This window comes from Pseudomonas sp., from assembly GCF_048269965.1.
Lineage (GTDB): Bacteria > Pseudomonadota > Gammaproteobacteria > Pseudomonadales > Pseudomonadaceae > Aquipseudomonas.
Map to the genome: position 1 here is coordinate 1 of NZ_JBLWTV010000020.1, position 19,746 is coordinate 19,746.

General features: G+C 63.6%; 14 protein-coding genes and 6 tRNA genes. 14 read left to right on the forward strand and 6 right to left on the reverse strand.

Annotated features, from left to right (window positions below; all coding sequences use genetic code 11):
* Positions 1-88 precede the first annotated feature (88 nt).
* Complete coding sequence (locus tag ACN0X6_RS19655) at positions 89-1,285, reverse strand: amino acid aminotransferase (protein WP_417706561.1); 1,197 nt, start codon at positions 1,283-1,285, stop codon at positions 89-91.
* Positions 1,286-1,530: 245 nt separating this feature from the next.
* Here ACN0X6_RS19655 and uvrB point away from each other — a divergent pair, with 245 nt between their 5' ends.
* Positions 1,531-3,546 (forward strand): excinuclease ABC subunit UvrB, encoded by a 2,016-nt coding sequence (gene uvrB, locus ACN0X6_RS19660; protein WP_417706563.1) that lies wholly within the window; start codon positions 1,531-1,533, stop codon positions 3,544-3,546.
* A gap of 401 nt (positions 3,547-3,947) precedes the next feature.
* Here the strand turns inward: uvrB and ACN0X6_RS19665 are convergent, their stop codons facing one another.
* On the reverse strand, positions 3,948-5,441 hold the full coding sequence (locus ACN0X6_RS19665) for an MDR family MFS transporter (RefSeq protein WP_417706681.1): 1,494 nt from the start codon (positions 5,439-5,441) through the stop codon (positions 3,948-3,950).
* Positions 5,442-5,490: 49 nt separating this feature from the next.
* Positions 5,491-6,540 (reverse strand): HlyD family secretion protein, encoded by a 1,050-nt coding sequence (locus ACN0X6_RS19670; RefSeq protein ID WP_417706565.1) that lies wholly within the window; start codon positions 6,538-6,540, stop codon positions 5,491-5,493.
* 107 nt (positions 6,541-6,647) lie between these two features.
* On the opposite strand from ACN0X6_RS19670, the gene ACN0X6_RS19675 reads away from it, so the two are divergent.
* From ACN0X6_RS19675 to ACN0X6_RS19720, 10 genes are all read left to right on the forward strand, one after another.
* Positions 6,648-7,568, forward strand: a complete 921-nt coding sequence (locus ACN0X6_RS19675; protein WP_417706567.1) for a LysR family transcriptional regulator — start codon at positions 6,648-6,650, stop codon at positions 7,566-7,568.
* 33 nt (positions 7,569-7,601) lie between these two features.
* Entirely contained in the window at positions 7,602-9,083 is a 1,482-nt protein-coding gene (gltX, locus tag ACN0X6_RS19680) for a glutamate--tRNA ligase (RefSeq protein WP_192982161.1), read from the forward strand.
* Positions 9,084-9,284: 201 nt separating this feature from the next.
* Positions 9,285-9,360 (forward strand) — tRNA-Ala (locus tag ACN0X6_RS19685).
* A gap of 60 nt (positions 9,361-9,420) precedes the next feature.
* Positions 9,421-9,496 (forward strand) — tRNA-Glu (locus ACN0X6_RS19690).
* A gap of 47 nt (positions 9,497-9,543) precedes the next feature.
* A tRNA-Ala gene (locus ACN0X6_RS19695) sits at positions 9,544-9,619 on the forward strand.
* A 48-nt stretch (positions 9,620-9,667) separates the two neighbouring features.
* A tRNA-Glu gene (locus ACN0X6_RS19700) sits at positions 9,668-9,743 on the forward strand.
* A 47-nt stretch (positions 9,744-9,790) separates the two neighbouring features.
* Positions 9,791-9,866, forward strand: a tRNA-Ala gene (locus tag ACN0X6_RS19705).
* A 60-nt stretch (positions 9,867-9,926) separates the two neighbouring features.
* Positions 9,927-10,002 (forward strand) — tRNA-Glu (locus tag ACN0X6_RS19710).
* A gap of 185 nt (positions 10,003-10,187) precedes the next feature.
* Positions 10,188-10,727, forward strand: coding sequence for a TetR/AcrR family transcriptional regulator (locus ACN0X6_RS19715; RefSeq protein WP_417706569.1), 540 nt, complete (start codon positions 10,188-10,190; stop codon positions 10,725-10,727).
* A 23-nt stretch (positions 10,728-10,750) separates the two neighbouring features.
* Positions 10,751-11,590: an alpha/beta hydrolase gene (locus ACN0X6_RS19720; RefSeq protein WP_417706571.1), complete on the forward strand. Its 840-nt coding sequence runs from the start codon at positions 10,751-10,753 to the stop codon at positions 11,588-11,590.
* On the opposite strand, the gene ACN0X6_RS19725 is transcribed toward ACN0X6_RS19720, so the two are convergent.
* The gene (locus tag ACN0X6_RS19725) at positions 11,560-13,422 is read right to left on the reverse strand and encodes a diguanylate cyclase (protein ID WP_417706572.1); all 1,863 of its coding nucleotides are present in this window, start codon (positions 13,420-13,422) and stop codon (positions 11,560-11,562) included. The two genes, ACN0X6_RS19720 and ACN0X6_RS19725, sit on opposite strands and share 31 nt — an antisense overlap.
* A gap of 202 nt (positions 13,423-13,624) precedes the next feature.
* On the opposite strand from ACN0X6_RS19725, the gene ACN0X6_RS19730 reads away from it, so the two are divergent.
* Complete coding sequence (locus ACN0X6_RS19730) at positions 13,625-14,074, forward strand: acyl-CoA thioesterase (RefSeq protein ID WP_017677327.1); 450 nt, start codon at positions 13,625-13,627, stop codon at positions 14,072-14,074.
* Between the two features lie 6 nt (positions 14,075-14,080).
* Here the strand turns inward: ACN0X6_RS19730 and ACN0X6_RS19735 are convergent, their stop codons facing one another.
* Positions 14,081-14,476 (reverse strand): hypothetical protein, encoded by a 396-nt coding sequence (locus ACN0X6_RS19735; RefSeq protein ID WP_417706574.1) that lies wholly within the window; start codon positions 14,474-14,476, stop codon positions 14,081-14,083.
* Between the two features lie 96 nt (positions 14,477-14,572).
* On the opposite strand from ACN0X6_RS19735, the gene ACN0X6_RS19740 reads away from it, so the two are divergent.
* Both ACN0X6_RS19740 and ACN0X6_RS19745 read left to right on the forward strand, forming a co-directional pair.
* Positions 14,573-15,520, forward strand: coding sequence for a tRNA dihydrouridine synthase (locus tag ACN0X6_RS19740; RefSeq protein ID WP_417706576.1), 948 nt, complete (start codon positions 14,573-14,575; stop codon positions 15,518-15,520).
* 171 nt (positions 15,521-15,691) lie between these two features.
* Entirely contained in the window at positions 15,692-16,141 is a 450-nt protein-coding gene (locus tag ACN0X6_RS19745; RefSeq protein ID WP_161865319.1) for an Hsp20 family protein, read from the forward strand.
* Between the two features lie 107 nt (positions 16,142-16,248).
* Here ACN0X6_RS19745 and ACN0X6_RS19750 read toward each other — a convergent pair whose 3' ends face one another.
* Positions 16,249-19,536 carry an EAL and GGDEF domain-containing protein gene (locus tag ACN0X6_RS19750; protein WP_417706579.1) on the reverse strand — a complete coding sequence of 1,096 codons (3,288 nt, stop codon included), beginning with the start codon at positions 19,534-19,536 and terminating at the stop codon, positions 16,249-16,251.
* Positions 19,537-19,746 lie beyond the last annotated feature (210 nt).

Here is a 19,746-nt window from a genome sequence, read left to right on the forward strand (position 1 = left end):
GATCGCGGCTGAAGCCGCTCCTACAGTGGCTGTTGGTGCATGCAAAAACGCCGGCTCATGGGCCGGCGTTCTTGTTTATCGCAGAGACTTACAGCACGGCGTGGATCGCGCGGGTGACGCTGTCCAGGTTGCCTTTGTTCAGCGCGGCGACGCAGATGCGGCCGGTGCCGACGGCGTAGATGCCGAACTCTTCCTTCAGGCGCTCGACCTGCTCCACGCTGAGGCCGGAGTAGGAGAACATGCCGCGCTGCTCGGCGACGAAGCCGAAGTCGCGTTTGGCGCCCAGTGCGGCCAGCTGCTCGACCATGGCCAGGCGCATGCTGCGGATGCGGTCGCGCATTTCGCCCAGCTCGGCTTCCCACATGGCACGCAGCTCGGGGCTGTTGAGTACGCTGGCGACCACGGTGGCGCCGTGGGTCGGCGGGTTGGAGTAGTTGGTGCGGATCACGCGCTTGAGCTGCGACAGGACGCGAGTCGACTCTTCACGGCTGCTGGTGACCAGCGACAGGGCGCCGACACGCTCGCCGTACAGCGAGAACGACTTGGAGAAGGAGCTGGAGACGAAGAACTCCAGGCCCGACTCGGCGAACAGGCGCACGGCTTCGGCGTCCTGCTCGATGCCGTCACCAAAGCCTTGGTAGGCGATGTCGAGGAAGGGCACGTGCTCGCGCTCGCGCAGCACGTCCAGCACGGCCTTCCAGTCTTCCAGCTGCAGGTCGACGCCGGTCGGGTTGTGGCAGCAGGCGTGCAGTACGACGATGGAGCGGGCCGGCAGGTTGCGCAGGTCTTCGAGCATGCCGCCCCGGTTTACGCCGTTGCTGAACGGATCGTAGTAGCGGTAGTTCTGCACCGGGAAGCCGGCGGACTCGAACAGGGCACGGTGGTTTTCCCAGCTCGGGTCGCTGATGGCCACGGTGGCGTCCGGCAGCAGGCGCTTGAGGAAGTCGGCGCCGATTTTCAGTGCGCCGGTACCGCCCAGGGCCTGGGTGGTGATCACACGGCCGGCTTCGATCAGCGCGGCGCCCTTGCCGAACAGCAGTTCCTGCACGGCCTTGTCATAGGCGGCGATGCCTTCGATCGGCAGGTAGCCACGCGGCGCGTGTGCCTCGATACGCGCTTTTTCGGCTTCTGCGACGGCGCGCAGCAGCGGAATTCGCCCCTCCTCGTTGTAGTAGACGCCCACGCCAAGGTTGACCTTGGTGGTGCGGGTGTCGGCGTTGAATGCTTCGTTGAGGCCCAGGATGGGATCGCGCGGAGCCATTTCGACGGCAGAGAAGAGACTCATGATGGGTGCGGCAACTCGAGTGAGGGGTGGGTGGCCAGGCGTCCCCGACAAAAGCGCTAGGGGGCGCGTAAACGGGGCGTTAGTATAACGGCCCTGAATCCAGGGGGCGACAGCGCAAAGCCCTGAATTAAGGCCTTTTGCCAGGTAATTCGACTCTGCCTGGAACTATCGCTGAATCGCCCCGCAATTCATGGCTTTTGACGCAGTCCGAGAGGATGCGTCACAGCCATTTGTCGAGGTACTGCATGTCCGAGTTTCAGTTGGTGACCCGCTTCAAACCTGCCGGCGATCAGCCCGAGGCGATCCGGCAGATGGTCGAGGGGCTGGAGGCTGGTCTGTCGCACCAGACCCTGCTGGGCGTGACCGGCTCGGGCAAGACCTTCTCCATTGCCAACGTGATCGCTCAAGTGCAGCGCCCGACGCTGGTTCTGGCGCCGAACAAGACCCTGGCGGCGCAGCTCTATGGCGAGTTCAAGGCGTTCTTCCCGAACAACGCGGTGGAGTACTTCGTCTCCTACTACGACTACTACCAGCCGGAAGCCTATGTGCCGTCGTCGGACACCTTCATCGAGAAGGATGCCTCGATCAACGATCACATCGAGCAGATGCGCCTGTCGGCGACCAAGGCGCTGATCGAGCGCAAGGACGTCATCGTGGTCTGCACCGTGTCATCTATCTATGGCCTGGGCAGCCCCGAGGAGTACCTGAAAATGGTGCTGCACCTCGACCGTGGCGACAAGATGGATCAGCGCGCGCTGCTGCGGCGCCTGGCCGAGCTGCAGTACACGCGCAACGACATGGATTTCGCTCGTGCCACCTTCCGCGTGCGTGGTGATGTGATCGACGTCTTCCCGGCGGAGTCGGATCTCGAAGCCATTCGCGTCGAGCTGTTCGATGACGAAGTGGAGAGCATCAGCGCCTTCGACCCGCTGACCGGGGAGGTGATCCAGAAGCTGCCGCGCTTCACCTTCTATCCCAAGAGCCACTACGTCACGCCGCGTGAAACGCTGCTGGAGGCGGTTGAGCACATCAAGGTCGAGCTGCAGCAGCGCCTGGAGTACCTCCGTGGGGCGAACAAGCTGGTGGAGGCGCAGCGCCTGGAGCAGCGCACGCGCTTCGATCTGGAGATGATTCTCGAGCTGGGATACTGCAACGGTATCGAGAACTACTCGCGTTATCTGTCGGGCCGCCCATCCGGCGCACCGCCACCCACTCTTTATGACTATCTGCCGGACGAGGCGCTGCTGGTGATCGACGAGTCCCACGTCTCGGTGCCGCAGGTCGGCGCGATGTACAAGGGCGACCGCTCGCGCAAGGAAACACTGGTGGAGTACGGTTTTCGTCTGCCTTCTGCGCTGGATAACCGACCGATGCGTTTCGAGGAATGGGAGGCGGCCAGCCCGCAGACCATTTTCGTTTCCGCCACGCCTGGGCCATACGAGGGCGAGCATGCCGGGCGAGTGGTGGAGCAGTTGGTGCGACCGACGGGCTTGGTCGACCCGCAGATCGAGGTGCGTCCGGCGCGCACTCAGGTCGATGATCTGCTTTCGGAGATTCGTTTGCGCGTGGCGGCGGGGGACCGCGTATTGGTCACGACCCTGACCAAGCGTATGGCCGAGGATTTGACCGATTACCTGGGGGATCATGACGTCAAGGTGCGCTACCTGCATTCGGACATCGATACCGTCGAGCGGGTGGAGATCATTCGCGATCTGCGCCTCGGCGCCTTCGATGTGCTGGTGGGCATCAACCTGCTGCGCGAGGGTCTGGACATGCCCGAGGTGTCGCTGGTGGCGATTCTCGATGCGGACAAGGAAGGCTTCCTGCGTAGTGAGCGTTCGCTGATCCAGACCATCGGTCGCGCGGCGCGTAACCTCAACGGCCGGGCGATTCTCTACGCCGACAACATGACCGGATCGATGCAGCGCGCCATCGGCGAGACCGAACGGCGCCGTGCCAAGCAGATCGCCTTCAACGAAGCCAATGGCATCGTGCCCAAGGGCGTGCAGAAGGACGTCAAGGACATTCTCGAAGGTGCCGTGGTGCCGGGGGCGCGCAGCAGCAAGCGCAAGGGCATGGCCAAGGCGGCGGAGGAGAGCGCGCGTTACGAGAACGAACTGCGCTCGCCGAGCGAGATCACCAAGCGCATTCGTCAGCTGGAAGAGAAGATGTACGCCCTGGCGCGCGACCTGGAGTTCGAGGCCGCAGCGCAGTTGCGTGACGAGATTCAGAAGCTGAGGGATCGGTTGTTGCAGGTTTGATGTGTCAGCGAGTGTGGGAGGCGCTTTCGACGCTGGCATCCTGCTTCGTTCTGCCTCCTGCATCCATGCCGTCGTAGCGGCAACGGTCGCGGCTGAAGTGCTGGCGTAGGGTGGATGATGCTCTTCTCATCCACCATTATGTACGCCAGGCGGTGGACGGATGAAGCGTCGTCCACCCTACGGTTTGGCCTCAGTCGAGTAGGGTGGATCACGCTTCACCGATCCACCGCTCCTGGTGGTTGACGCTTCTCTCATCCACCACCAGGTACGCCAGGTGGTGGACGGATGAAGCGTCGTCTACCCTACGAAACCACGCTCTTCGGTGCGTATGCGGGGGGCAGGCTTCACCGAACCACCCTCTCGGTGGATGCAAAGAGCGGCATCCACCTCACGGTTTGGCCTCAGTGCGCCGCGCCACCGCCTGCCATGTTCTGCGGCAATTTTCGCGTCAGCAGGATTGCCAGCATGCTCACGCCCAGGGCGATGCCGATGAAGTGGAAGGCGTCGTTGTAGGCCATGATGATCGCTTGTTCGTGCACGATCTGGCTGAGTTTGGCCAGGGCGGCCTGTTCGCTGCCCAGCGTCTGCGTCAGCAGGTGCAGGCGTTCTTCGACCTGCGGGTTGGTCGGCACGATGGATTCGCGCAGGTAGTCGAAATAGACCTTGGCGCGAGCATCCAGCAGGGTGGCCAGCAGGGCGATGCCGATGGCGCCGCCGAGGTTGCGCAGGATGTTGAACAGGCTGGAGGCCGAGCCGGCGTCCTGCGGCAGGATGTAGGCGGTGGCGATCAGCGACACGGTGACCATCACCAGCGGCTGGCCCAGGGCGCGGATGATCTGGATGTGCTGAAACTGTTCGCCGGCGAAGTCCAGGTTGAGCACGCCAGAGAAGAAACTCGCCGCGCCGAACAGGGCAAAACCCAGGGCGCACAGCCATTTCGGCGAGATGATCTTCATCAGCTTGGGCACCAGCGGAATCAGAAATAGCTGCGGCACGCCCATCCACATGATCACTTCGCCGATCTGCATGGCGTTGTAGCCCTGGATCTGCGCCAGGTACAGCGGTAGCACGTAGATCGAGCCGTAGAGACCGACGCCGAGCCCAAGGCTGGAGATGCTGGCCAGACCGAAGTTGCGTTCGCGCAGTACGCCGAGGTTGATCAGCGGGTTGGGCCGCGAGATCTGCAGGAGCACGAACAGGACCAGGCTGACCAGCGCGACGCTGCCGAGCCCGACGATCAGTTGCGACTCCAGCCAGTCCTTGCGGTGACCTTCCTCGAGAAATACCTGCAGACAGCCCAGGCCCAGCCCGAGGGTGACGATGCCGGCGTAGTCGCTGGTCTTCAGCAGCTCCCAGTGCGGCGCCTTCTTTTCCAGGCCGTAGAGCAGCCCGGCAATCATGATCAGGCCGGGCGGCACGTTGATGTAGAAGATGTATTCCCAGCCCCAGTTCTCGGTCAGCCAACCGCCCAGCGTCGGGCCGATGGAGGGGGCGAAGGTGGCGGTGATGGCGAACAGGGCCATGCCCTTGGCGCGATGGTGCTCGGGCAGCTTGATCAGTGTCAGGGTGAACGCCAGCGGGATCAGCGCGCCGCCAGTGAAGCCCTGCAGCGCGCGGAACAGAATCATGCTCTCCAGACTCCAGGCCAGGGAGCAGAGCAAGGATGCGATCAGAAAGCCCACCGATACCCACACCGCCAGGCGCCGCGCCGAGAGCAGCTGCACCAGCCAGGCGGTGAGCGGGATCATGATGATCTCGGCCACCAGGTAGGAGGTGGAGATCCACGAGCCTTCTTCCAGCGTCGCGGACAGCGCGCCCTGGATGTCCTTGAGCGAGGAGTTGGTGATCTGGATGTCCAGCACCGCCATGAAGGCGCCGAGCATGGCACTCATCACGGCGATCCAGTCGCGGCGGCTGGGTTCCGCCGTGGGGCGGATCAGCGCATCACCCGCCATGGTGTTCGTCGCCACGCAGGTCGACGCTGACTTCCACCGACATACCGGGGCGGATCAGACCGTGCAGCGGATTGTCGGCGGCGAAGGTCAGCTTGACCGGAATGCGCTGCACCACCTTGGTGAAGTTGCCGGTGGCGTTGTCCGGCGGCAGCAGGCTGAACTGCGCGCCGGAGGCGGCGAACAGGCTGTCGATGCGGCCTTCGATGGGCGTGTCGGGATAACTGTCGAACAGCAGTTCGGCTTTCTGTCCCGGGCGCATGCGGCCGATCTGGGTTTCCTTGAAGTTGGCCTGGATCCAGATGTCCTGATCCGGCACCAGCGACAGCAGGTAGGCGCCGCTCTGCACCACCTGGCCTTCACGGGCCGAACGCTGGCCGACCATGCCGCTGATCGGCGCATGGATCTGCGTGCGCGACAGGTTGAGATCGGCCTGTTCCAGGTCGGCCTGGGCGGAAAGAATCAGCGCATCCAGGCGCTTGAGTTCGGCTTCCAGGCTGGCGACCTGCTGACGCTGCGCTTGCAGATCGGCCTGGGCCTTGGCCACTTGCGAGCGGGCCACGCGGTTGTCGGCGGCCAGGGTGGTGACGCGCTCTTCGGAGACGTAACCCGGCTTGCGCAGGGTCTGAGCGCGACCGAGATCGAGCTTGGCGCGCTCCAGCGTGGCCTGGCTGGCGGCGACATCGGCCTGGCTGGCGGCAATCAGGCTGGCCTGCTGGTCGAGTTTGCTCTGCGCCTGGACGCGCTCGGCCTGATGGGTTTGCAGAGCGGCGAGGGCGCGCTGGCGAGCCAGGCGGAAGTCGGCGTCCTCCAGCACGGCCAGCAGTTGGCCAGCCTCCACGTGCTGGTTGTCACGTACCAGTACCTTCTCGATTCGTGCGTTCAACTGGCTGGAGAGACGCGTGATCTCGCCCTGCACGTAAGCATTGTCCGTGCTCTCGTGGTAGCGACCGATCAACAGCCAGTGGGCGAACAGGGCGCCGGCGATCAACGCCAGCAGGATCACGAATACAAGAAGGCGACGTTGCAGTTTGGCGGGCATGCTTGAGGCTCGGGGGGCGTCGGAGAAATGTAAGTAAATTTAACAGCGTTCACTTTTCGCTAGTAGACTCTGGGCTTGGCATGCTTTGTTGCGTATGAGGAACAATCATGGGGCTGGATGACGCTTTGATTTTTACCCGGGTGGTGGAGTGCCACAGCTTCACTCAGGCGGCGACCGGGCTGGGGATGCAGAAATCGACGGTGAGCCGGCGCATCGCCTTGCTCGAAGAGCGTCTTGGTGTTCGTCTGCTCAATCGCACCACGCGCAAGTTGCGCCTGACCGAGGTGGGGCAGGCTTACTACGAGCGTTGCCGGCAGATCATGCTCGACTTCGCCGAGGCCGAGCAGGCCGTGATGCAGCTGCAGCGCGAGCCGTCCGGACTGCTACGCATCACTTCACCGATCGAGTTCGGCCAGCTGTTTCTCGGGCGAGTGCTGGGCGAGTTCATGCGTCAGTACCCGCAGATCGACGCCGAGGTGGAACTGACCTCGCGATCGGTGGACCCGCTGGAGGAGGGCGTGGATATCGCCATCCAGGTCGGTCAGCCGCAGGACTCCACGCTGATCGCGCGCAAATTGTTCGAAAGTGGCCGGCGTCTGTGCGCCAGTCCCGCTTACCTGGCGGCGCACGGCACGCCGCGCAGCGTTGCTGGGCTGGAGGGGCATCGGGCGATACTCCTGCAGCATGACGCTCCGCGTTACTGGCCGCTGTTGGGCGAGCATCTGCCGTGTCAGCGGGTGATGACCTGCAACAACATCACCTTTGCCCGTGAGGCGACGCTGGCAGGGGCCGGGATCTGCGGACTGCCGGTGATGATCAGCGAAGAGGCGGTGCGCAGCGGGCGTCTGGTCGAGCTGCTGGCCGAGGCGCGCCTGCCCGTGGGAGAGGTCTACGCCATCTACCCGTCACGGCGCTTTCAGGCGATGAAGGTCAAGACTTTCCTAGACTTCCTCATCGCCAGCTTGCCCATCACCCGTGGCGGGTTGCTGGAGCCGGGGGCCGTCGGCCTGCTAACATCGCCCGCTTGATTCAAACCTCGTGTCTTCCTTCCGAGAGCATTCATGACCACCGTCCGTACCCGTATCGCGCCATCGCCAACCGGCGACCCCCATGTCGGCACCGCCTATATCGCGTTGTTCAACCTGTGCTTCGCCCGTCAGCACGGTGGCCAGTTCATCCTGCGCATCGAGGACACCGACCAGGTTCGCTCGACCCGCGAGTCCGAACAGCAGATTTTCGACGCCCTGCGCTGGCTGGGCATCGAATGGGACGAGGGCCCGGACGTTGGCGGCCCACACGGTCCGTACCGGCAGAGCGAGCGTGGTGAGATCTACAAGAAATACTCGGACGAGCTGGTCGGCAAAGGCCATGCCTTCCCGTGCTTCTGCTCCGCCGAGCGCCTCGACGAAGTGCGCGCGCAGCAGATGGCCAACAAGGAAACCCCGCGCTACGACGGTCATTGCATGCACCTGGAGCCGGCCGAGGCGCAGCGTCGCATCGCCGCGGGTGAGTCCCATGTGGTGCGCATGAAGGTGCCGAGCGAAGGCGTTTGCGTGGTGCCGGACATGCTCCGTGGCAATGTCGAGATCCCGTGGGATCGCATGGACATGCAGGTGCTGATGAAGGCCGATGGCCTGCCCACCTACTTCCTGGCCAACGTGGTCGATGATCACCTGATGGGCATCACCCATGTACTGCGTGGCGAGGAATGGCTGCCGTCGGCGCCCAAGCTGATCAAGCTCTACGAATACTTCGGCTGGGAGCAGCCGGCGCTGTGCTACATGCCGCTGCTGCGCAATCCGGACAAGAGCAAGCTGTCCAAGCGCAAGAACCCCACCAGCATTACCTTCTACGAGCGCATGGGCTACCTGCCGCAGGCCATGCTCAACTACCTGGGGCGCATGGGCTGGTCGATGCCGGACGAGCGCGAGAAATTCTCGCTGGCCGAGATGATCGAGCACTTCGACATCAACCGCGTGTCGCTGGGCGGGCCGATCTTCGATCTGGAGAAGCTGTCCTGGCTCAACGGCCAGTGGCTGCGCGAGCTGCCGGTAGAAACCTTCGCTGCCGAAGTGCAGAAGTGGGCGCTCAATCCCGACTACCTGATGAAGATCGCGCCGCACGTGCAGGGCAGGGTAGAGACGTTCAGCCAGATCGCACCGCTGGCCGGCTTCTTCTTCTCCGGCGGCCTGAATCTGGACGCCAAGCTTTTCGAGCACAAGAAGCTGTCGGCCGATCAGGTGCGCCAGTTGATGCAACTCATCCTGTGGAAGCTCGAATCGCTGCGTCAGTGGGAAAAGGATCGCATCACCGGCTGCATCCAGGCGGTGGTCGAGCATCTGGAGCTGAAGCTGCGTGATGCCATGCCGCTGATGTTCGCGGCGATCACCGGCCAAGCCAGCTCGGTTTCCGTGCTCGACGCCATGGAAATCCTCGGCCCTGACCTGACGCGCTTCCGTCTGCGTCAGGCGCTGGAGTTGCTCGGTGGCACCTCGAAGAAAGAGGCCAAGGAGTGGGAGAAGCTGCTGGCGAGCATCGGCTAAGTCGAGGCGTGCAACTGTGGGAGGGGCTTTAGCCGCGATGATTTGATTTTGTCGCCGCTGAAGCGCCTCCCACGGTTGCAGCTAACTCTCCACGAGTGAGGCTCTAAGTAATTGTTCTAGTGGCAAAAACTTTGGGCTGGCAGGAAAAATGTTGTTGACAGCCAATCAGGGCGCTCTTAACATGCGCCCCGTCCTCGAGATGGGGCTATAGCTCAGCTGGGAGAGCGCTTGCATGGCATGCAAGAGGTCAACGGTTCGATCCCGTTTAGCTCCACCAATCTCGGCTCCTTCGGGAGTGCCAGAATCGATGTGAGTCGATTCACGATCAGGGTCTTGCGTCCCCTTCGTCTAGTGGCCTAGGACACCGCCCTTTCACGGCGGTAACAGGGGTTCGAGTCCCCTAGGGGACGCCATTTTCCAGTCGCAGTGCGTAAGTGTTGCGAACCGACCGCAAGGTTTCGGGGCTATAGCTCAGCTGGGAGAGCGCTTGCATGGCATGCAAGAGGTCAACGGTTCGATCCCGTTTAGCTCCACCAAACACTGACAAGGCCAGCCTAGTGCTGGCCTTGTTCTTCGAAGGTTTTGTCCCCTTCGTCTAGTGGCCTAGGACACCGCCCTTTCACGGCGGTAACAGGGGTTCGAGTCCCCTAGGGGACGCCATTTTCCAGTCGCAGTGCGTAAGTGTTGCGAACCGACCGCAAGGTTTCGGGGCTATAGCTCAGCTGGGAGAGCGCTTGCATGGCATGCAAGAGGTCAACGGTTCGATCCCGTTTAGCTCCACCAATCTCGGCTCCTTCGGGAGTGCCAGAATCGATGTGAGTCGATTCACGATCAGGGTCTTGCGTCCCCTTCGTCTAGTGGCCTAGGACACCGCCCTTTCACGGCGGTAACAGGGGTTCGAGTCCCCTAGGGGACGCCATTTTTCTTGCCGCGTTTGCGGGACACAGGGGCTGCTTCTTCGGAAGTGGCCCCTTTTTTGTTTTCGCCCCCTTCTTTTCCGAGGCTGATGCGTCTGTCTGGTCATGCTGACCGGCGGTCGAGCGGCTGACTTGCAAAATAATATGATGGTCGTAATATTGTACTCATCATATGAAGGGCGCGATCATGAGCGAACGCAAGAGTGAAACCCGTAAGCGCATTCTCGCTGCGGCAGGGCGTGTGCTCGCAGAGCGCGGGCCTGGTGACCCGGCGGTGGCTGAGGTCATGGCGCAAGCGGGTCTGACGGTCGGCGGCTTCTATGCGCACTTCGCCAGCAAGGACGCGCTGATGCTCGAGGCCTTTCGCCAGTTGCTGCGGGTGCGGCGCGAGCGCCTGGCGCAGGTCGATCGGAGCCTCACAGGCAGAGAGCGCCGAGTGCTCCTGGCCGCGTTCTACCTGTCGCGCAGGCACCGTGACGATGCTGACGAGCGCTGCCCGCTACCGAGTTCGCTGGCGGAAATAGCGCGCTTGCCGGATGGTTTTCGCCAGACCCTGGCTGAACACATCGAGTTGATGACTGCGCAAATGAGTGGGGCGCCGGAAGAGAGCGATGTGGCGCTGGCCGACCTGGCGCTGATGATCGGTGGTCTGGCGCTGGCGCGGGCCTTGGGGCCAGGCGAACTGTCCGACCGGGTGTTGCGTGCTGCCAAGTCGGCAGTCGTGTGAAATCAAGCGTGAAGGAGAGGGTGATGAACCAGATGACCTGGGTCCGTGGTGTCAATGCAACGCTGGGTAGAGTGGCGCCGCAACTGATCGCCAGTCGTTTGCGCGAACGTTTCATGACGCCGCGCACTTCGTCGCCGAGGGATTGGGAGCTGCCGCTGCTGGCAAGTTCAGAGCGCATTACCCTGCGTTTCGGTCTCTCTGCGCTGCGTTGGGGCAGCGGCCCTACGGTGCTGCTGATGCATGGCTGGGAGGGGCGCCCGACCCAGTTCGCGCTGCTGATTCGCGGGCTGGTCGACGCAGGTTATGGCGTCGTCGCACTGGATGCGCCTGCCCATGGTCGATCGCCGGGGCGTCAGGCCAATGTGGTGCTGTTCGCACGTGCGTTGCTCGAAGCGGCCAGTGAGCTGCCGCCGCTACGCGCCGTGATCGGTCACTCGATGGGCGGCGCCAGCGCGCTGCTGGCCACGCAAATGGGCCTGCGCAGCGAGACCCTGGTGACCATCGCCGCGCCCAGCCGGATTCTCGGTCTGTTGCGTGGCTTCGCTCGATTCATGGGGTTGCCTGCCCAGGCGCGTGCGCATTTCGTGCGGCAGGTGGAAAAGACCGCTGGCATCCCGGCCGCGCATCTCGATGTGCAGCGTTATCAGCTGGAATTGCCAGGCCTGATCGTGCATGCCACGGATGATCAGGTGGTGTCGGCGAGCGAAGCCGATCTGATCCACGAGGCCTGGTTCGACAGCCAGCTGCTGCGCCTGCCAGCGGGTGGGCATCAGCGCCTGTTGAGCGATCCGTTGCTTCTGCAGGCCGTGCTCGAGCTGCTGGAGCAGGTGCCTCAGGCGTCGTTGAAGGCGTTGGCTTCGTAGCTGACCACGCGGTTACGACCGTCTGCCTTGGCGCGATACAGGGCACGGTCTGCCAGTTCCAGCCACTGCTCGCCGCAGCCGGGGTCGCTCGGTACTCCGGCATGCAGGCCGATGCTCAGGCTCAGCGCTATCGACTGCTGTTGATAGATGCAGGGATTGTGCGCGAGGTCTTCGCGCAGTCGCTCGGCCAGGTCGAGTGCGCCGGTCAGATCCGTGCTGTCGAGCAGGGCGGCGAACTCTTCGCCGCCGAAGCGTGCCAGCAGATCGCTGCTGCGCAGGCGTTGTTGAATGCGCTGGGCTGCATGACGCAGGCAGGCATCGCCCGCCAGGTGGCCGTAGCGATCATTGACCTGCTTGAAGTGATCCAGATCCAGCATCAATACCGCCAGCGACTGTCGGCTGCGCTCGGCGCGGGTGCAGGCGCGCGCCAGTTCTTCGCTGAGTGTCTGGCGATTGAACAGGCCGGTGAGTCCGTCGCGGCGATTCAGTTCGGCCAGGCGCAGGTTGGCGTTGGACAGTTGCTGCAGGGTGTCCTGCAGGGTCGCGGTACGCTCCTGTACGCGCTGTTCCAGGCTGTCGCTGATCTGCGTTTGCAGTTCCAGGTGCTTGGTCTGCTCGGCGCGCAGGCGGCGTTCCTGGTCGATCAGTTTGGCCTGGGCCAGGCGTTCGGCTTCCTGCACGTGGCGGATACGTGAGGCCAGGGCGATGGAGAACACCGTCATCTCGATCAGTGCGCCGATCTGCTGGGCATGCAGGGTCAGCAGCGAGTAGGGCAGCAGCCCTGTGCCGGTGAGGATGCTGGCAAGGCTGGCCGCAATCAGCACGAACCAGCCCAGGGCGAACAGGCGTGCGGCCGCGTAACCGCCCCGCCAGCGCAGCAGGGTGATGATGAAGGCGGCCACGGCGCAGGCGACTACCAGCACGAAGCTGCCGATCAGGGCCGGTGCGTAGGGGCCAAACAGCGCCATGCCCAGCACCAGCCAGGCGCATGCCTTGAGTGCGTTGGCGACCCAGCGGTAAGGCCGTGCGGCCTTGTCCAGTTCCAGTACGCCGTAGGTGAAGTGAATGCCGAACAGCGTCGCCAGTGCCGAGCTGAGCGGGAAGCTCAGTTGATGCCAGGTCAAGGCGTTGGGCCACAGCCATTGCAGGGCGAAGCCGAGCTGAATGAACTGGTAGAGGCCGAAGCTGGCGACGAACAGGCTGTACCAGAGGTAGTTGCGATCGCGAGTGATGCAGAAGATGGACAGGTTGTAGATCAGCATCGCGATCAGGGCGCCGAAGAACAGGCCCTGTAGCAGCAGGCTGCGCTGTTCCTGATGGTCGAAGGCATCGCGGGTCATCAGGCTGGCGCTGAGGTTGGCCGAGCCGTCGGTTTGCATGCGCAGCCAGATGCGTTGCTGCTCGCCGGACTCCAGATCGAGGGGGAGTGCCAGTTGCCGGTGCTCGACCCAGCGCCAGTCAAAGGGACGCTGGTCGCCGGCGCGGTAGATGCGCTTGCCGTCCAGGCCGTAGGCGTCGAGTTGATCCAGCAAGGGATTGCCGATCAGCAGAACCCAGCCAAGCGAGCGGTTGTGCGGATTGTGCACATCCAGGCGCAGCCAGTAGGTGCTGCCGCTGTAGCCGAAGCTGGCATCGCGCCGGGCGACCGCCTGCCAGGCGGAGTCGGGGAGTGCGCGCACATCCATGAAGTCGGCCTGGCCGTCCGGGTCCTCCCAGACGTGCATATAGGGGCCGGGCAGTGTCTGCGCCTGACCGATCGGCAGTGGCAGGCTTTCTGCCCAGGTCAGCGCTGGCAGCAGCAAAAGCATCAATAGGCGCAGGATGGCAGTCAATTGCTCGTTCTCGGGCTCTCAGGCGAGTGCGCTGCATTATGGCGCGCGGTGATGGCGCGATGAAAGCTCGGCACTGCATGCAAGCGCTGCGCGGCGTATCATGCGGCCCTGGCCGAACGGTCGCCCGGGATGCTGGCGGCCACGCTGATGAATCGGATCACCCAGCTTGCCGCATGCAGGCTGCACACCTGGAGGTACTGTCATGAACTGGGAGTTGCCCAGCCCCTTCGTCATCGATATCGAAGTGAGCGCAGAGGACATCGACGGCCTCGGCCATGCCAACAACGCGGTGTACGTCAGTTGGCTGGAGCGCTGCGCCTGGCGGCATTCGCAGTTCCTCGGGCTGGACCTGGTCGAGTATCGCCGTCTGGATCGGGCCATGGCCGTGGTGCGTCACGAGATCGACTATCTGGCCAGTGCCTACGAAGGGCAGCATCTGCAGATGGCGACCTGGATCGTCGAGTCCGACCAGCGCCTGAAGATGGATCGGCGCTTCCAGCTGGTTCGCCCGGAAGATGGCGCTACCTTGCTGCGTGCCAAGACCACCTTTGTCTGCATCGAGCTGTCCAGCGGTCGTCCCAAGCGCATGCCAGCGGAGTTCGTCGAGGGTTATGGCAAGGCGCTGATGCAGCCCTATCCGCTGGAGCTGTAAGGCCGCTCAGTCGATCAGTGGTGCAAGAAATACCTGCTCCGGCTCGACCATGACGGCGAACTGGCGGGTCTCACCGGGGCGCAGGATGACGGACTGCGCCACATCCGGCCCGTGGCCAGCGCAATAGCCATCTGGCGACATGGCCACGGCGACGCTCAGTTCGCCGCTGGGCAGATCCAGGCTGCTGTGCTCGCCGGGGCCGAGTTTCGCCACGACCTGCTGGTTGACGTAGAGCTCCACGTCACAGGCATTCGGCGCGTTGTTGTCGCGGCTGAATATCAGGCGGGCCGGCGCGTCGGCAACCGGGTCTGCAGGCATCTGTTCGATACCCTTGGGCAATCCATCGTTGGCCAGAGCGGCCATGCACAACAGGCCGAGCAAGGCGGGTGCGATCAGGCGCATGGTAATGCCTCCGTTTGGCGTCAGCGGCAGTGTCGCCCATCTTGCGCGCCGCGTGCGACCCCTTAAACTGTGCGCCCCTTTTTCCCGGACAACCTCATGCAAATCGCCCTGGCGCCCATGGAGGGGCTGGTCGACGAGATTCTGCGCGACGTACTGACTCGCATCGGCGGTATCGACTGGTGCGTCACCGAGTTCATTCGCGTCAGCGAACGGCTGTTGCCCGCTGCGACTTATCACAAGCTGGCGCCTGAGCTGTTCAACGGCTCGCGCACCCTGGCTGGTACGCCGATGCGTGTGCAGTTTCTCGGCTCCGATCCGCAGTGCCTGGCGGACAACGCCGCTTTCGCCTGCACCCTTGGTGCGCCGGTGATCGATCTCAACTTCGGCTGCCCGGCCAAGACGGTGAACAAGTCACGGGGCGGCGCGGTGCTGCTCAAGGAGCCGGAACTGCTGCACGCCATCGTCCGTGAGGTACGGCGCACGGTGCCGGCCGAGATTCCGGTGACGGCGAAGATGCGCCTGGGCTTCGAGGGCAAGGAGGGTGCGCTGGACTGCGCGTGCGCACTGGCCGAGGGCGGGGCGAGCCAGATCGTCGTGCATGCGCGGACCAAGGTCGAGGGTTACAAGCCGCCGGCGCACTGGGAGTGGGTGGCGCGGGTGCAGGAGGTGGTCGCCGTGCCGGTATTCGCCAATGGTGAGGTGTGGACGCTGGACGACTGGCGCCGCTGCCGCGAAATCAGTGGCGTGGATGACATCATGCTGGGGCGCGGCCTGGTTTCTCGGCCGGGGCTGGCGCGGCAGATCGCGGCAGTCAGGGCAGGTGAAGAGCCGGAGGAAATGAGCTGGGCCGAACTGCAGCCGCTGTTGCTCGACTTCTGGCAGCAGGCACGGCGCAAGCTGGCGCCACGCTATGCGCCGGGGCGGCTGAAGCAGTGGCTGGCGATGCTCACCCGTACCTACCCGGAAGCTGTCGCGCTGTTCGCCGAGGTGCGCCGCGAGCAGGATTGCGAGCGCATCGATCAGCTGCTTGCGCCATCTCCGTAGGGTGCGCTGTGCGCACCGCCTGTCAGGCATGAATGTGTGCCTCTTGCCCTGTTGGTCGTGAGCCATTTTCCGGCTCTTGAAAAATGTCCGAGTGACCTCAGATAAGTGATGGCGGGATGCCGAAGTCGGGTTCCGCGATATGACACTTGCTGACATTTCAGGAGATTACTCATGAGCAACGTTCTGTCCCTGGCCCCTCTGTTTCGCCAGTCCGTCGGTTTCGACCGTTTCAACGATCTTTTCGAATCTGCCCTGCGCAGCAATGACGCCGGCAGTTCCTACCCGCCCTACAACGTCGAGAAGCATGGCGAGGACCACTACCGCATCGTGGTCGCGGCTGCCGGCTTCGAGGAAGACGACCTGGAGCTGCAGGTCGAGCGTGGCGTGCTGACCGTGGTCGGCAACAAGCGGGACCGCAGCGCCGAGAGCATCAGCTACCTGCATCAGGGCATCGCCCAGCGAGCGTTCAAGCTGTCGTTCCGCCTGGCCGACCATATCGAGGTCAAGGGCGCCAATCTGGTCAATGGCCTGCTCCATGTCGAGCTGGAGCGCATCGTGCCGGAAGAGGCCAAGGCCAAGCGCATTCCCATCGGCAGTCAGCGTCCTGCACTGGAAAGCTGAGCCGGTGAGGCGGGAATGAAGAAGGCGCCCCACGGGGCGCCTTCTTCGTTTCAAGCGACAGGCTGGCTAAGGCTGCTTCGTCGATGCGCACCGAGAGTGCTGTCCGGTTACGGTCGCTGCCTTTCCAGCAGTTCACGAAAGGCCTCCTGCGGCAGGGGTTTGCTGAACAGATAGCCCTGATAGAGATGGCAGCCCTGCGCCTGCAGGAAGTCCAGTTGGTCCTGCTGCTCGACGCCCTCGGCGATCAGCGCCAGGCCCAGGCTGCGCGCCATGGCGACGATGGCCCGGATGATCTCGGCATCGTTGGGGTCGTTGGTGGCGTCACGCACGAAGGACTGGTCGATCTTCAGCATGTCCACCGGCAGGCGCTTGAGGTAGGTCAGCGAACTGTAACCCGTGCCGAAGTCGTCCATGGCGAAGCTGACGCCGTGCTTTTTCAGGCGCAGCATCTTGCCGACGGTGTCATCGATGTTCTGAATGACGATGCCTTCGGTGATTTCCAGCTTGAGCATGGCGTTGGGCAACTGGCTGTCGCGCAGGCTGGTCGCGACCCGCTCGACGAAATCGTGCTGGCGGAACTGGCGAGGGCTGATGTTGACGCACAGGCTGAAGCGTTCGCTGTCGATCAGCCTACCCGCGAGTAGCTGGGAGCAGAAATGGCAGGCTTCGGCCAGCACCCAGCCACCGACTTCGACGATCAGCCCGCTTTCCTCCAGCACCTGGATGAACTGCGCGGGCGACTGGGGCCCCAGCTGCGGATGCTGCCAGCGCAGCAGTGCTTCGGCGCCGACCACCTGGCCATTACGAGCGTCCACCTGTGGCTGGAAGTGCAGTTCGAACTCGCCACGGGCCAGGGCCAGGCGCAGATCGTTCTCCAGACGCAGGCGTGCGCTGGCCGCTTCCTGCATGGTGCTGCGGAATAGCTGGATGGCGTTACGCCCGGAGTCCTTGGCGCGGTAGAGGGCGATATCGGCGCGCTTGAGCAGATCCGCCGGGGTATTGCCGTGATCGGGAATCAGGGCGACGCCGATGCTCGGGGTCACCTGCAGGCGATGGCCGTCCAGCAGCATCGGTTCGGCGAGCAGTTGGCGCAGCTTGTCGGCGACCTGGCGGACGTGGCGGGTGACCTCCGAGCGCTTGCCCTCCAGGCCGGAGAGCAGCACCACGAATTCGTCGCCGCCCAGGCGAGCCACGGTGTCTTCGAGGCGCACGCTGGCTTCCAGGCGCGCGGTGACCAGGCGCAGCACGGAGTCGCCGACGGGGTGGCCGAGTGAATCGTTGATGTGCTTGAAGTGGTCGAGGTCGAGAAACAGCAGGGCGCCGCGCAGATCATGGCGCTTGAGCAGTGCGATCTGCTGGGTCAGGCGGTCCATCAGTAGGGCCCGGTTGGGCAGGTTGGTCAATGCATCGTGGTAGGCCAGGTGCTGTACCTGTGCCTGCGCCTGCTTCAGTTCGCTGATGTCGCGTGCAGTGAGCAGCAGACAGGGCACGCCATTGAGCTCGATGGGCTGCACGGAAACGTCGACCAGGCGCACCTCACCGTCGCGATGCCGGCCGTGCATTTCCATATGCAGCACCTGGCCCTGCTGGGCCAGGTGCTCGATCATTCGCACGCGCTCTTCGGGGTAGGCCCAGATGCTCAGCTCGTGCACCGTGCGGCCGATCACCTCCCAGCCCTGGTATCCGGTGATGCGGGTGAAGCCTTCGTTGACCTCGATGTAGCGCCCGCTGTCGCGTTCGGTAATGGTGATGGCGTCCGGGCTGGAGTGGAAGGCCTTGGCGAACTTCTCTTCCGAGGCTTGCAGGCGCTGCTCGCGCAGCAGCCGCTCGCTGATATCGACCAGCGTGCCGACCATGCGCTGCGGTTGACCGGCCTCGTCGAGCTGCAGTTTGGCAGTGCTTTCGAGAAAGCGCAGGCCGCCATTTTCCAACTGCACACGATAGTTGACCTGGTAGTGGCTGCGGCGCTCTTCGACCAGGCCTTGGTAGCTCTGGCGCAGGCTGTGTCGATCGTCCATCGGTACCCGGCGGAAGAAGTCGAGGAAGGCACCTTCGAAGGGTTGCGACTCCAGGCCCTGTAGTTGGGAGGCCCGGGCGCTGGCAAACAGCCGGCTACTGGGAATGTGCCAGTCCCAGGTACCGAGGTCGGCGGACTCCAGGGCAAGGCGCAGGCGTTGCCTGCTCTCGTTCAATGCCAGCTCCTGCATGCGCTGCTCGGTGATGTTGCGCACGGTGAGTACCAGGCAGGTGGTGCCGTTGAGCTCGATTTCGCCGCCGAACAGCAAGTTGCTGGTGACGCTGCCGTCGCGGCTGAACAGCCGCACTTCGAGGTTGTTCAGGCGCCCGCTTTGCACGGCGTCGATCATGCGTTGACGGTCGCCGGGGTCAGCCCAGATACCCAGCTCCAATGAGGTGCGGCCCACGGCTTCGGCGCTGCTCCAGCCAAATTGCTGCTCGAAACTCGGATTGACCTCGATGAAGCGGCCGCTCGCCCGGTCAGTGATGGCCACCGCGTCGGGCGTGTGCATGAAGGCCTTGGCGAACTTTTCCTCACTGGCGCGCAGGGCGTCTTCTGCACGCTTGCGCTCACTGGTGTCGAGAAAGGTGCAGAGCATCAGGCGCTCGCCCTGCAGCTCGATGTACTGGCTCGACAGCACGCCATCGAGAACAGCGCCGCCACGGGTGCGCAGTTGGACTTCCTGAATCACAGGCTCCCGGCTCAGCGGCGCCTGCCGGCGCAACTGGTCGCGCTGGCTGGTCTGTACCCAAAGATTGAGTTCATGGGTAGTGCGGCCAAGAATGTCGCTGGCCGTCCAGCCGAAAGCCTGGGTGAAGTGCTGGTTGACCTCGACGATCTCGCTGTTGTCGTAGCGCACCAGCATCATGATGTCGGGGCTCAGGCGGAACAGGCTGGCGAAGCGTTCCTCGGAGGCGCGCAGGGCCTCGGCACGCTCCTGCTGGGCGCTGATGTCGCGAATCACGCCGAACATCCGTGGCCGACCATCGGCCTCGCGTTGCAGGCTGCCGGTGATCTCCAGCCAGTGCAGGCTGCCGTCCGGCCAGCGGATGCGGTGGCGCAGGGCGTTGGCAATCTGTTCGCCCTTGAGGATGGCGTCGAATTTAGCCAGGACCTCGGCGCGCTCCTCTTCGGGGATCAGCTCGATGTAGTGCAGTTCCCGCGTGACCGGGCGATTGGGGTCGAGGCCGAACAGTGCCTGGGCACCACGCGACCAGTTCACCTGGCCACTGCGAATGTCCCAGTACCAGGTGCCGAGATGTGCGCCGTTCAGCGCGGCCAGCAAACGCGGCGCGTCTTGCCAGGTTTGCTCGAATTCGGCGGGATCCATCGCCGGTATATGTGGCAGGGGCGGGGTCTGGTCAGTCGATCTGGCCATGGCCGTACCTTCCTCCGGAGAGCGCGATGCGCGGGGCGGGCATTAACAGGTTGTTGAAAAACTATCTGCGTTGCCATTGCTGCGTTAAAAACAGGCTCAAAATGCTCATTTACAGCTCGTAAACTGCGCTTTTTCGCCTGTTTTTGCCTTGCAATGACTGCCTCGCCTACGTTTTTCAACGACCTGTTAGAGGCATGTGGATATGTTTTT